Source organism: Streptomyces sp. RPA4-2 (assembly GCF_012273515.2).
Lineage (GTDB): Bacteria > Actinomycetota > Actinomycetes > Streptomycetales > Streptomycetaceae > Streptomyces > Streptomyces kaempferi.
In genome coordinates this window covers 3,316,851-3,330,021 of the sequence record NZ_CP050975.2, presented here as the reverse complement: position 1 = coordinate 3,330,021, position 13,171 = coordinate 3,316,851, and the positions used below count along the sequence as shown (strand labels likewise).

Sequence of the window (13,171 nt, the reverse complement as noted above, 5' to 3'; positions counted from 1 at the left end):
TCTGGGCATGCCGAAGCAGTTGAGGGTGGCGGCCTACGCCGTATGCGTGCGGGACGGGCAGATGCTGTTGGCCCGGTGGGTCGCGGGCGACGGGACCAGGCGGTGGACCCTGCCGGGCGGTGGCATGGACCACGGAGAGGACCCCTACGACACCGTCGTCCGCGAGGTCGACGAGGAGACGGGGTACGCCGTCGAACCGGTCGCGCTGCTCGGCATCGACTCCCAGTTGCGCACCCACCCGCGCCGGATGGGCGGCGCCACCGACTTCCACGGCCTCCGGATCGTCTACGAGGCCCGGATCACCGGCGGCGACCTCCGCCACGAGACGGACGGCTCCACCGACATGGCGGCCTGGTACCCCCTCGACGAGGTGCCGTCGCTCGAACGGGTCGGGCTGGTCGACACAGGCCTGGAACTCTGGCGCGAGCGACCGGCGCTCGGGCGTGCGGCCCGGCCCGCGGGCCGGGCCGGGTCCGACCGCGGCCACGGTTCACTACCCCGGAAAATGAACACGGAGTGACCGCCTCCCGGCCGTCCGGGGAGAGCTCCATGGACGCGCAGGGTAGCCCAAGATCCACGTACGGTGATCGGTGTCGGGCGTTGCCGTCGAGTTAACGTCCAGGTCACCCCAGGTGCCAACGATCCAGAGTGAGCGGGGAGTTACCGCAACGAGCCCCCCGCGACCACTGTCGACGCGTTCGCACTCGGGGAGATCGCGCCATGCCGCGCATACGCTCTGTCGCCACCGCCGCCGCCATGAACCGCCGTACCCTCCTCGCCGCGACCGGGGCGGTGACCCTGTCCGCGGGCATCGGCTACGCCCTGCGGCCCGACTCCGAGGCTCACGCCGCCGACGCGGGCGGGGCGCATGCCGCCGACGCCGGCGAGGCCCCCGTCGCCGCATCCCGCAAGGCGCCACCCGCTCCCCTCGCGCCGTACGAGCGTGGCACCACCCTGCAGAGCGTCGCCGCGCCGCACACCGGCACCGGGGGTTACCAGCGGCTCGGCGACGGCCCCGCCTGGAAGCGGGTGGTGCGCGGCGAGCTGGCGTCGGCCAAGGCCGGCCGGGCCGAGCGGCGCACCGCGCTCGCCTCCTTCGTACAGTTCACCGACCTGCATCTGATCGACGTCCAGCATCCGCTGCGGCTGGAGTTCCTGCGCTCGGGCGCCGCGAACGCCTGGCGTCCGCAGGAGGCGCTGACCGTCGCGGGCGCCGTCTCGCTCGTCGAGCGGGTCAACTCGCTGCGGGGAGCCCCCGTCACCGGCTCCCCGCTGCACTTCGTGATCACCACCGGGGACAACACGGACAACAACTCCAAGACGGAGCTGGACTGGTTCCTCAAGGTCATGAGCGGTGGCCGCATCCGGCCCAACAGCGGTGACCCGCGCCACTACGAGGGCGTCCAGAACAGCGGCATCAAGACGTACTGGCAGCCCGACGGGACCGTCCGCGACGCCGACAAGCAGCGCGGCTTCCCGCACCTCCACGGCTTCCTGGCCGCCGCCATCCGCGAACTGCGCAGCCCGGGTCTCGGCCTGCCCTGGTACTCCACCGTGGGCAACCACGACGCGCTGCCGCTGGGCTGCTACCGGCACGGCGACTCCTTCCTCGCCGAGTTCGCCGTCGGCGGCAAGAAGCTGATGAGCCTGCCCGCCTCGCAGAGCGTCGACCTGCGCGCCGCCATCAAGAACGACAAGGACCCCAAGGGCACCCAGCTCCGGGACCTGCTCAAGGCGCACGCGCGGCAGCTCAGGTCGGTCACCCCCGACCACTCGCGCGCCCCCTTCACCCCCGCCGAGTACCTCAAGGCGCACCTCGACCCGGCGCACACCGGACCGGGCCCGGTCGGCCACGGCTACTCGGAGGCGAACCTCACCGAGGGCACCCAGTACTACGCCTTCCGGATCGCCGACGACGTCCTCGGCATCAGCCTCGACACCACCGACCCGGGCGGCCACTACGAGGGCTCCGTCGGCACGGCGCAGCTAAAGTGGCTGGAGCGGACGCTGACCGAGAACAAGGACTCGTACGCGATCGTCTTCAGCCACCACACCAGCAAGTCCATGCGCAACCGCCGCAAGGACCCCGCCCACCCCAGCGAGCAGCGCCACGGCGGCGAGGAGGTCGTCGCCGCGCTCTCCAAGCACCGCAACGTCCTGGCCTGGGTGAACGGCCACACCCACAAGAACGAGATCATCCCGCACTCCGCGCCGGGCAACGGGTCCTTCTGGGAGATCAACACCGCCTCGCACGTCGACTTCCCGCACCTGGCCCGCATCGTCGAACTGGTCGACAACAAGGACGGCACGCTCTCCCTCTTCACCACTCTCATCGAGTCCGCCGCCCCGCACCGCACGGACTTCTCCGACCTGAGCCAGACGGGCCTGGCGGCGCTCTACCGGGAGCTCTCCTTCAACGCGCCGGGCCGGAGCACCGTGCTGAGCGGCACCTCGGGCGACCGCAACACGGAGCTGGTACTGAAGAAGGGCTGAATCCCACTCAACCGTCCCAAGCCGCTCAGTCGGGGGACGGCGACGCGGTGATCGACGCGGAGTACTGCCCCGCGTAGCCGCCGCCCGGACCCGGGTCCGCGCCCGCACGCACGAGGAGGGGCCACCGGCCCCGGTGGCCCCTCCGCTCCCCTCCTGCCGCCCGGCCGGTCCCTCCCTACCGGGGCAGCACCACGACATACGCCGCGGGTTCACGGTCGCTCGCCGCCATCAGGGCGGTCCGGACGACCGTCGCCTGCTGCTGGATCGCGTCACGGAGCTTCTTCGGCGTGACGTGGACGACCGTGATGCCCAGACGCTCCAGGTGCTCGCGCTTGCGGGCGTACTCCGACCCGAGGGCGTCCTCGTCCTGGCGGGGAGCCCGGGTGTCCAGCTCCAGGGCCACCGCCTGGTCCGGCCAGTAGGCGTCGAGGCCGCCCAGGTGAGGGCCGCCCGGCAGATGGAGGTCCACGTTCCAGACCGGCTCGGGCAGACCGTGCTCACGGACCATCCGGTAGAGCCGTTCCTCCGCGACGGTGCGTCCCTCGGCCAGCAGGGAGTCGACGGCGCCCACCACGTGCGGCCGGCTCAGCAGCCGGGCCTGCGTCAGCTCCCGCACCACCACCGCCGGATCGCAGTGGCCGCCGCGTACCGCCTCGGTCAGCAGACGGCGTACCGCGTCCGCGTCCGTCAGCTCCGCCACCGCGTCGGCGAGGGCGCGCGGGACCGGGGCGACCGGGACACCGGTGACGTAGGAGGGGGCGGGAAGGGCGGCGGTGCGGACGATGCGGGCGCAGCCCTGCGAGCGCAGCCGGCGCAGCCGGGGCACCAGGACGTCGATCCTGTCGAGGGAGAGCAGGGACGGGGCCGACGTGAAGCCGTACAGGGTGAGGGCGGCGAGGCCGGTGATCAGCGCGTCCGTGTAGGGCTGGGGGGCGTGCGGCTCCTCGGCGCCCGGCTGGACGGGGATCGCGGTCGCGGGTGCCGTCGCGGGGGTGCGGGCGGCGAACAGCAGGACCGCGTGCAGGCGTTCCTCGGTGGTGGGCGGTACGGCGTGGAGGAGGAAGACACCCGGAAGGAACTGCTGCCAGGGTCCGCCCGGCTTAAGCACTGTTCGCTCGCCCCGGCGGCGGTGACGCCGCGGGCACGCAGCTGGGCGGTCGTCAGCACCCGGCGCCGGACGTCGGAGAGGTGACGCAGGGGGCGGGGGGAGAGCGGGGTGTTGTGGTTCATGCACGGGGGTTTTCCGCGCCCGATCCGTCCCCTAACCGCTGTTACACGCCTGTCGACAAATGCGGACAAGCTCGTCCTAAAGTACGGGCGTTCGACTGCCGAAAGGCGCTGGTCCGGATGGGGACTAGTAGGGGTTACGGCTCTGCATACCTGAATTTCGTAACCACCCGTACCGGTGGTGCCCATGGCAGAGGGGCACCGGCCGGAACCGGTGCCCCTCTGGTGCCGCGGGTCGGACCCCTCCGGGTCCGTCGGCGTCCGCCCGTCTCAGCCGGCGGTCGCCGCGTCGCGCCGCTGTCCGCGCAGCGCCCGTGCCAGGTCGTCGCGGGCCTCGAGGACCAGACGGCGCAGGGCCGGCGCCGCGCTCTCGTGTGCCGTCAGCCACGCGTCCGTCGCGTCCAGGGTCTCCTGGGAGTCCTGCAGGGAGGGGAACAGCCCCTTCACCACGTCCATGCCGATCTGGATGGACCGCTCGGCCCAGATCCGCTCGATGGCGGCGAAGTACTTCCCGGCGTACGGGGCGAGCAGCTCGCGCTGCGAGGGCTGGGTGAAGCCCGCGATGGTCGCCTCCACGAGCGCGTTCGACAGCGCGTCCGACTCGACGACCTGGGCCCAGGCCTGCGCCTTGACCGCCGCCGACGGACGGGCCGCGAGGCAGCGGACCTGGTGGCGCTTGCCGGAGGCCGTGTCGTCGCGGGCCAGCTCGGCGGCCAGCGCGGACTCGTCGGCGATCCCGTGCGCGGCCAGCGGTTCCAGCAACGCCCAGCGCAGCTCCTGGTCGACGTCCAGGCCGTCGATCTTCGCCGTGCCGTCCAGCAGGTCCTGGAGCAGCTGCAGGTCGGCCCGCTCGGACGCGACCGCCGCGAAGAAACGGGCCCAGGTGAGCTGGTGCTGGCTGCCGGGCGCGGCGAGCCGGAGCTCCTTGAGGGCGCCCTGGGCGAGGAGCCGCCCGCCGGTCGCCCGCCAGTCCGGCGCCGTGTAGTGGGTGAGCGCGGAGTCGGCCCACGCGTGCAGCATCTGGAGCACGCCGATGTCCGACTCGCGGCCCGCGAAGCGCAGCACCAGGCCGACGAAGTCCCGGGCGGGCATGAGCCCGTCCCGGGTCAGGTTCCACAGCGCCGACCAGCACAGCGCGCGGGCGAGCGGGTCGGTGATGTCGCCGAGCAGCTCCCGCAGCGTGGCCAGCGAGTTCTCGTCGAAGCGGATCTTGCAGTAGGTCAGGTCGTCGTCGTTGACGAGGACCAGCTCCGGCGCATCGGCGCCGACGAGTTCCCCGACCACCGTGCGCGGGCCGTCGACGTCCGTCTCGGCGCGCGCGTAGCGCACCAGGGGACCGGGCTGTCCGTCCGGCCCGGTCCCGCGCCGGTAGAGGCCCACCGCGACGCGGTGCGGGCGCAGTTCGGGATGCGACTCGGCCGCCTCCTGGAGCACGGACAGCTCGGCGACCCGTCCGTCCGCGTCCAGGATCACCTGCGGAGTCAGCGAGTTGACCCCGGCGGTCTGCAGCCACGCCCGTGACCAGGCGGCCAGATCGCGCCCGCTGGTCTCCTCCAGCGCGGACAGCAGGTCGCCCAGGCGCGTGTTGCCGTACGCGTTGCGCTTGAAGTACCGGCGCGCGCCCTCCAGGAACGCGTCCTGGCCGACGTACGCGACGAGCTGTTTGAGCACCGAGGCGCCCTTGGCGTACGTGATGCCGTCGAAGTTGAGCTTGGCGTCCTGCAGGTCGCGGATGTCGGCCGTGATCGGGTGCGTGGACGGCAGCTGGTCGGCGCGGTAGGCCCAGGCCTTGCGGCGGTTGGCGAAGGTGATCCAGCCGTCCTCGAAGCGGGTGGCCCCGACCAGCGCGAACGCGCCCATGAAGTCGGCGAAGGACTCCTTGAGCCACAGGTCGTCCCACCACTCCATGGTGACGAGGTCGCCGAACCACATGTGCGCCATCTCGTGCAGGATGACGTTCGCCCGGCCCTCGTACGACGCCTGCGTGACCTTGCCGCGGAAGATGTACTCCTCACGGAAGGTGACGAGTCCCGGGTTCTCCATCGCGCCGAGGTTGTACTCGGGCACGAACGCCTGGTCGTACTTGCCGAAGGGGTACGGGTAGTCGAAGTGGTCGTGGAAGAAGTCCAGACCCTGCTTGGTGACGAGGAAGACGTCGTCCGCGTCGAAGTGGGGGGCCAGGCCCTTGCGGCACATCGCGCCGAGCGGGATCTCCAGCGTCGTACCGTCGTCGAAGGTGCGGGAGTAGCTGTCCGTCACATAGTGGTACGGGCCCGCCACGACCGCCGTGATGTACGTCGAGATCGGCTTCGTCTCGGCGAACTGCCACACCCCGTCCGTGAGTTCACCGACGCCGTTGCTCCACACGACCCAGCCCTCGGGGGCCCGCACCTCGAAGCGGAAGGGCGCCTTGAGGTCGGGCTGCTCGAAGTTGGCGAAGACGCGCCGCGAGTCGGCGGGCTCGTACTGGGTGTAGAGGTAGGTCTCGCCGTCCTCGGGGTCGACGAAGCGGTGCATGCCCTCGCCGGTGCGGGAGTAGGCGCACTGGGCGTCGACCACCAGCTCGTTCTCCGCGGCGAGGTCCTCCAGCCGGATGCGGGTGCCGTCGAAGACCTCGCCGGGGTCGAGGTCCCTGCCGTTGAGCGAGACGGCCGTGACGCTCGGTGCGATCAGGTCGGCGAAGCTCGCGGCGCCGGGCTCGGCACAGCGGAAGCGGATCGTGGTGACCGAGCGGAACGTACGCGCTCCGGCCTCGGCGGCGCCCACGGCGGATCGCAGGTCGAGGGAGACCTCGTACCCGTCCACGGACAGCAGGGCTGCCCGCTCCTGGGCCTCGTCGCGGGACAGATTCTCACCGGGCACGGCGGCACTCCCTCATGGCGTCATAGACATGTGTGAACGGGAGAGATCCTCCCATCCCCTGATCTTCGCAGGGAATCCCGGCCTTCAGGGCGGCCGGGAATGGGGTCTTCGGCCCGGAGGCGCGAAGCACCCGGCGGGAATGAGCAGGGGCCCCGTGGTGTTGGCCGGAAAAAGAGGACCCTTTGAGGAGAACCATGTCCGAGACCATCTCCGGCAAGACCCCCGTCGACTTCTGGTTCGACCCGCTGTGCCCCTGGGCCTGGATGACCTCGCGCTGGGTCCTGGAAGTGGAGAAGGTCCGGGACATCGAGGTCCGCTGGCACATCATGAGCCTCGCGGTGCTGAACGAGGACAAGCTGGACACGCTCCCCGAGGAGTACCGGGAGATGCTCGCCACCAAGGCCTGGAAGCCGATCCGGGTGGTCACCGCCGCGTGGCAGAAGCACGGCGAGGACGTCCTCGGCCCGCTCTACACCGCGCTCGGCACCCGGATCCACAACCAGGGCGAGGGCCCGACCGTCGAGGCGGTCGCCGGCGCGCTCGCCGACGTCGGTCTGCCGGCCTCCCTGATCGACTACGCCGACCAGGAGGACTTCGAGTTCGACGCCGAGCTGCGCGCCTCCCACAAGGAGGGCATCGACAAGGTCGGCCAGGAGGTCGGCACCCCGGTGATCGCGCTCCCCGGCGACGACGGCGAGCAGATCGCCTTCTTCGGCCCGGTCGTCACCCCGACCCCCAAGGGCGACGCCGCGGCCAGGCTGTGGGACGGCGCGCTGCTCGTCGCCTCCACGCCCGGCTTCTACGAGATCAAGCGGACGCGGACGGCCGGCCCGGACTTCAGCAACCTCTGAGCCGTCCGGGCGGCCGGTGCGTCAGTCCGGTTCGGGCATCTTGCGTGGCGGGTCGAACGGCTTGACCCGCCACGCGTGCCGGATGTTGCGGCAGTCGTAGTCGGTGCGACCGCAGATCCAGTAGTCGTCGACGTAGGCGTGGGGCGTTCTTGCGTGCGTCAGTTCGCGGATGATGTCCCGTTCCCGGTCGTCCCGGGGCTGTCGGTGCGGCTGGTCCGATCCGCACGTACAGCAGGGATACGTCATTTCCCTAGGCATCCCGCCACAATGCCCCGGAAGCCCCCGTACCGTAAGACATCGCACCCGCCGCGCCGGTCGCGTCGCGCCGCCCGGAATGCAGCGGCGGGCGCGCTCGCGAGCCCGGGGCTCCGGGCATCGGCGCGTCGCGGGCGGCCTTCCCGGGTGCCGATCCGGCCACCCTGGACCGGGCCGCCGCCGCCCACGAACCCGCGTCGGTCCTCGCCTGTCCGCTCGTCTCACCCGGCGAACGTTTTCCCTTCCTCGCCCCGGACGCCGTCCCTTCGTCCTCGGCACCCCCGCCTCCGACCCCGCCCCGTGGGCCGCCCGCACGGCACGGTTCGTTTACCCCGACGCCCACCTGGTCGGCGTACTCGAAGAGCGCGGCTTAAGCTGCCCGCTTCCGTCGGAGCGCACGCACGCGCCCGCCTCGACCTGGATACTGCGGGGTCATGAGGACGACGCACACCACCGACGACGCCACGAGCCCCGGGACTCCGGCGAGCGCGACCCTGCTGCTGGCCCGGCACGGCCAGACCGTCTGGCACGCCGAGAACCGCTACGCCGGGGTGAGCGACGTGGCCCTCACGGACGAGGGCCGCGCGCAGGCGGAGGCGCTCGGCCGCTGGGCCGCCGCCCATCCCGTGGACGCGGTGTGGACGTCGACCCTCTCCCGCGCCGCCGCGACCGCCGCCCCCGCCTGCCGGGCCCTCGGGCTCACCGCGCACCGTGAACCCACCCTGCGTGAATGCGACTTCGGCGTCGTGGAGGGCCGTACCCTCGCCGAGTTCGAGGCCGACAACCCGGCCCGCGCGAAGGCGTACAGGTCGGACCCGGTGTCCTACCCGTTCCCGGAGGCGGAGGACCCCCGGACCGCGGCGGCCCGCGGCACCGCGTCCCTGCGCCGCATCGCGGCGGCCCACCACGGCGAACGCGTCCTGGTCGTCGCCCACAACACCCTGCTGCGTCTGGTGCTCTGCTCGCTGCTCGGCATCCCGCTGGGCGAGTACCGCAAGGTCTTCCCCCGGCTGCGCAACGCGGCGCTCACCGAACTCCGGATGACGGACGGGGCCGCCGCGCTGCTGTCGCTCAACGTGCCGTGCGCGTGAGCCACGACGTGGGGGAGCCCCCGCGCGGCAGGTCCGCGCGGGGGCTCCCCGTTTCTCCGCCTGCCGCGTGAAGGGTGAGAAGACGATCACGAGCAGGACGTCTCGCGGCCGGCTCAGGAGGCCGGCAGCAGCACATTCGTACGGGACTTCGCGGCGGCGTAGCGGCGCGCCACGTCCTGCCAGTCGACGACCTGCCACATCGCCTCGACGAAGTCGACCTTCTGGTTCTTGTACTGCAGGTAGAAGGCGTGCTCCCAGGCGTCGAAGACCAGGATCGGCACCGAGCCCTGGCCCACGTTGCCCTGGTGGTCGTAGATCTGCTCGACCAGGAGGCGCCCGCTCAGCGGCTCGTAGGCGAGGACACCCCACCCGGACCCCTGTGTGGTCGCGGCGGCCTTGGTCAGCTGGGCCCTGAACCCGGCGAAGGAGCCGAACGACTCGGTGAGGGCGTCCGCGAGGTCGCCGACGCCGTCCGCGGCGAGCGGCTCACCGCCGCCGTCGCCGGTCATGTTCGTCCAGTAGACGCTGTGCAGGATGTGGCCGGACAGGTGGAAGGCGAGGCTCTTCTCCAGGCCGTTGACCGCCTCCCACGACTCCTTGTCGCGTGCCTCCGCGAGCTGTTCCAGGGTGTCGTTGGCCCCCTTCACGTACGCCGCGTGGTGCTTGTCGTGGTGCAGCTCGATGATCTCGGGACTGATCACGGGTGCGAGCGCGGAGTAGTCGTACGGCAGTTCAGGGAGTGTGTAGACGGGCATGGCGGGGTCCCCTCCAGGCTTATTGCAAATAACTTGCAACTACACGCTAGCAGCAAGAAGCCCTCGTGCGGGGCGCACGAGGGCTTCTCGGGAGTGGCGGGTGTCGCGGGTGTGTCGGGTGTGGCGGGGGCTCAGTTCCGGGTGCGCATCCGCTGCCTGGTGTACCCGGCGGCCGCCAGGAGCAGCGTCATCCCGCCCGTGGAGTACAACTGCACCCGGGTGTCGGGCTCCCGGGCCATCAGGACGAAGATCGCGGCCATGCCGGCCAGCGCGACCCAGGTCAGGACGGGGAACAGCCACATCCGTACGACCAGCTTCTCCGGCGTCTCGCGCTCCACCGTGCGGCGCAAGCGCAGTTGGGAGACCGCGATGAAGATCCAGACGACCAGGATCACCGCGCCGATCATGTTCAGCAGCCAGGGGAAGACGTCGTCGGGCCGCCAGTAGCTCAGCAGGACGCAGACGAAGCCGAAGACGCAGGAGACGAGCACGGCGATGCGCGGGACCCCGGCGGAGACCTTCCCGAGGGCCTTCGGGCCCTGGCCGCGCTCCACCAGCGAGTAGGCGATGCGCGAGGAGCCGTAGATGTTGGCGTTCATCGCCGAGAGCAGCGCCACCAGCACGACCACGTTCATCAACTGGCCGGCGCCCGGGATGCCCAGCCGGTCCAGGGCCGCGACGTACGGGCCCTGCTCGACGACCGCCTTCGAGTCCCAGGGCACCAGGGTGACGATGACCGCCATCGAGCCGATGTAGAAGAGCGCGATGCGCCACATCGCCGTACGGACGGCGCGCGCGACGCCCCGGACCGGGTCCTGCGACTCGGCCGCCGCGATGGTGACCGTCTCCAGGCCGCCGTAGGCGAAGACCGACGCGAGCAGACCGATGACCAGCCCCTCGCTGCCGTGCGGCAGGAAGTCGGCCAGGTTGGCCGTGCCCGGGGAGTCCGTGCCGGGCAGCACCCCGGCGATGGCCAGCACACCGAGGACGAGGAACAGGCCGATCGCGCCGACCTTCAGCGCGGCGAACCAGAACTCGAACTCGCCGAAGTTCTTCACGGCGGCGAGGTTCGCGGCGCAGAAGACCGCCACGAAGAGGGCGACCCAGCCCCACTCGGGCGTACCCGGCAGCCAGCCGGTGACGATCTTCGCGGCGCCGATGCCCTCCAGGCCCACGGCCGTGCACAACAGCACCCAGAAGGACCACCCGGCGGTGAAGCCGGCCCACGGGCCCATCGCCCGCTCGGCGTGTGCCGAGAAGGAGCCCGAGGACGGATGGGCGGCCGACATCTCGCCGAGCATCCGCATCACCAGCATGACGAGCAGACCGGAGACGGCGTACGCGATCACGATCGACGGTCCGGCGGCGGCGATGCCCGCGCCGGAGCCGACGAACAGGCCCGCGCCGATCACCCCGCCGAGGGCGATCATCGACAGGTGGCGCTGCTTGAGGCCGTGGGAGAGCGGGACGTCCCCGGCGGCCGGGGTACCGGGCGGGGCGTCGAGGGTGGTGCGGGACATGAGAGCGGGTGGTCCCTTACAGGGGAGGGGGCAAAACGCCCACAGTCTGGGCGGCCCTCCGCTCCGGGTCAGCCCCTGCCCACCATACGGACGTGGGTGATACGGAGTGTAGTAGTCCGGTCACCTGTCCGGTGAGTCGCGGCGCGGGCCGGAGCGACGGGCGGGCGGCCTCCGAGCCCGGGGTGGGGCGATTTGGCGGGACCCTACAGCGGCAGCTCACCCCGACTCCGTAGGAGAAACGATCCCACCTCAGTGACCAGTGTCACGCTCCGGCAGGTGTATGCCGCACTTTTGTGAGAGGTGCACCAAGCCGCCGATCCCCGCTTTGTCGATCGCTGATGGTGATCAGCTCAGGGCCCCTGGGATAGCGTCACCGTGTCCCGCAGCCCCCGTCACCCGCCGGAGTCCCCATGAGCACCGCCGCCGTCACGTCCCGCACAGGCATCCGCCCCGGCGAGGTCCTCGCCGACCTGCTCCCGGCCTCCCGCGTCCGGGACGCCGCCCTGGTGCTCGGCGGCGCCGCGCTCACCGGGCTCGCCGCCCAGATCTCCCTCCCCGTGCCGGGCTCCCCGGTGCCGGTGACGGGCCAGACCTTCGCCGCCCTCCTCGTGGGCACGGCCCTCGGCGCCGGCCGCGGCTTCCTCTCCCTCCTGGTGTACGCGCTCGTCGGCATGGCCGGCATGCCCTGGTTCGCCGGCGGCGCCTCCGGCTTCGCGGCCCCCTCGCTCGGCTACGTCCTCGGCATGGTCTTCGCCTCCGCCGCCGTGGGCGCCCTCGCCCGCCGCGGCGCCGACCGCTCCGTACTGCGCACGGCCGGCGCGATGCTGCTCGGCGAGGCCATCATCTACGCGGTCGGCCTCCCGTACCTGGGCGCCGCCACCGGCATGTCCCTCGGCGCGACCCTCGCGGCGGGCCTCACACCGTTCCTGATCGGCGACGCCCTGAAGGCGGCACTGGCGATGGGCCTGCTGCCCACGGCGTGGAAGTTCCTCGACAAGAAGTGACCTCGCGGGCCCGACGTCACGGGCCCGACGTGACGTCATGGGCCCCGGTCCCGTGATTCCCGCGGAAGAGGTTCGCCGGGTCGCGACGCGACCTCCGGTCCGGCGAGCCTCTTCCGCGTTTCCGCGTTTCCGCAGCTCTGCGGGTCCGCGTCCGTGCGGATGTCCCCTCAGGTCAGGACGGCTGACGCCGAGGGCGCCGCTGGGTCCACCACAGCCCCGCCGCGCCCAACGAGACGAGCGCCGCGCCCGCCGCGCCGAGCGGCAGGAGATCGCTTCCGGCGCCGGTCCTGGGCAACTCGTCGCCGCCGGGCGACACCGGCTTGTTGGTGGTGTCGAGCAGCAGTGGGGTGGTCGGGGCGTTGGGCGACGGGTTCGACGCACCGAACGGCACCGGACCCTGCTGCCAGAACGTCTTCTTCCCGGCACTGTCCTGGACCGGCAGGCAGATCTTTCCGGTCCTGCTCAGATCGAAGGTCGCGTCGACGGCGTACGACTTCGACTTTCCGGCCGCGAGATTGCCGACGTCGCACACGAAACCGCTGTTCGAACCTTTCGGAAGATCTTTCTCCGCCATGGCGGAACACCCCTGAACGCCTTTGACCCGCAAACCGTCGAAACCGACCACCAGAAGCCGGATGCCGCCGCTTTCCTTGGTCCCCTCGTTCTTTACCGTGGCGGTAATCGACGTCTTGTGCGAGCTGTTGTCCACCGAGATCCTGCCGGGCAGTGTGGTGGTCGGCTTCACGCCCGCCGGCGCCGGATCGACGGCCTTTCCTCCCTTGCTGCTCCCCGGTCCCTGATCGTCCGCGACGGCGGTGAAGGAAAGGATCATCACGGCCGAGAAAGATGCCGCGATCAGCGATCCCGCGATGGTCGTCGTGTGACGAGAACTCATGTTCGTCCCCCTTGGCTGCGCCTGAATTCGCAGTACTTGAAGAGGTACCACAAGATTTCTCCGCACTATGCTGGTACGGCATGAAGTGTGACCATTGTGTTTCCTGTGTGGCAGACGTTTATGGCGGGTGCCGAGGGGGTGCGGGAGATTGACGGGGAATGCGAGTGGCGGCGTTCCGGGGTTATTGGTGACGGGCCGATATCGACTGGCCGAGAGTA

At 71.2% G+C, this 13,171-nt stretch carries 10 protein-coding genes and 2 pseudogenes; 6 read left to right on the top strand and 6 right to left on the bottom strand.

Translation table 11 applies throughout. The features are described from left to right. Positions 1 to 7 precede the first annotated feature (7 nt). Entirely contained in the window at positions 8 to 520 is a 513-nt protein-coding gene (locus HEP85_RS14395; RefSeq protein ID WP_168528128.1) for an NUDIX hydrolase, read from the top strand. 200 nt (positions 521 to 720) lie between these two features. Continuing rightward, positions 721 to 2,493, top strand: a complete 1,773-nt coding sequence (locus tag HEP85_RS14390) for a TIGR03767 family metallophosphoesterase (protein WP_369657715.1) — start codon at positions 721 to 723, stop codon at positions 2,491 to 2,493. Between the two features lie 175 nt (positions 2,494 to 2,668). On the opposite strand, the pseudogene HEP85_RS14385 reads toward HEP85_RS14390, so the two are convergent. Both HEP85_RS14385 and pepN read right to left on the bottom strand, forming a co-directional pair. Then, a pseudogene (locus HEP85_RS14385) lies at positions 2,669 to 3,723 on the bottom strand (hypothetical protein). Between the two features lie 267 nt (positions 3,724 to 3,990). Continuing rightward, on the bottom strand, positions 3,991 to 6,582 hold the full coding sequence (pepN, locus tag HEP85_RS14380; RefSeq protein ID WP_168528126.1) for an aminopeptidase N: 2,592 nt from the start codon (positions 6,580 to 6,582) through the stop codon (positions 3,991 to 3,993). A gap of 194 nt (positions 6,583 to 6,776) precedes the next feature. On the opposite strand from pepN, the gene HEP85_RS14375 reads away from it, so the two are divergent. Then, positions 6,777 to 7,433, top strand: coding sequence for a DsbA family protein (locus HEP85_RS14375; RefSeq protein WP_168528125.1), 657 nt, complete (start codon positions 6,777 to 6,779; stop codon positions 7,431 to 7,433). Between the two features lie 21 nt (positions 7,434 to 7,454). On the opposite strand, the gene HEP85_RS14370 is transcribed toward HEP85_RS14375, so the two are convergent. Beyond that, the gene (locus HEP85_RS14370; protein WP_168528124.1) at positions 7,455 to 7,691 is read right to left on the bottom strand and encodes a hypothetical protein; all 237 of its coding nucleotides are present in this window, start codon (positions 7,689 to 7,691) and stop codon (positions 7,455 to 7,457) included. A 119-nt stretch (positions 7,692 to 7,810) separates the two neighbouring features. On the opposite strand from HEP85_RS14370, the pseudogene HEP85_RS14365 reads away from it, so the two are divergent. Next, positions 7,811 to 7,998, top strand: a pseudogene (locus HEP85_RS14365) (carbohydrate kinase); the annotation flags it as partial. Positions 7,999 to 8,122: 124 nt separating this feature from the next. After that, positions 8,123 to 8,779 (top strand): histidine phosphatase family protein, encoded by a 657-nt coding sequence (locus HEP85_RS14360; protein ID WP_168528123.1) that lies wholly within the window; start codon positions 8,123 to 8,125, stop codon positions 8,777 to 8,779. A 113-nt stretch (positions 8,780 to 8,892) separates the two neighbouring features. Here HEP85_RS14360 and HEP85_RS14355 read toward each other — a convergent pair whose 3' ends face one another. Both HEP85_RS14355 and HEP85_RS14350 read right to left on the bottom strand, forming a co-directional pair. Beyond that, on the bottom strand, positions 8,893 to 9,534 hold the full coding sequence (locus tag HEP85_RS14355) for a superoxide dismutase (RefSeq protein WP_168528122.1): 642 nt from the start codon (positions 9,532 to 9,534) through the stop codon (positions 8,893 to 8,895). Positions 9,535 to 9,665: 131 nt separating this feature from the next. After that, entirely contained in the window at positions 9,666 to 11,054 is a 1,389-nt protein-coding gene (locus HEP85_RS14350; RefSeq protein WP_168528121.1) for an amino acid permease, read from the bottom strand. A gap of 410 nt (positions 11,055 to 11,464) precedes the next feature. Between HEP85_RS14350 and HEP85_RS14345 the strand changes: the two genes are divergently transcribed. Continuing rightward, positions 11,465 to 12,058 (top strand): biotin transporter BioY, encoded by a 594-nt coding sequence (locus tag HEP85_RS14345; protein ID WP_369657714.1) that lies wholly within the window; start codon positions 11,465 to 11,467, stop codon positions 12,056 to 12,058. A 172-nt stretch (positions 12,059 to 12,230) separates the two neighbouring features. Here HEP85_RS14345 and HEP85_RS14340 read toward each other — a convergent pair whose 3' ends face one another. Next, a complete protein-coding gene (locus HEP85_RS14340) occupies positions 12,231 to 12,953 on the bottom strand; it encodes a hypothetical protein (protein WP_168528120.1) in 723 nt (240 codons plus the stop codon). Between the last annotated feature and the right edge of the window lie 218 nt (positions 12,954 to 13,171).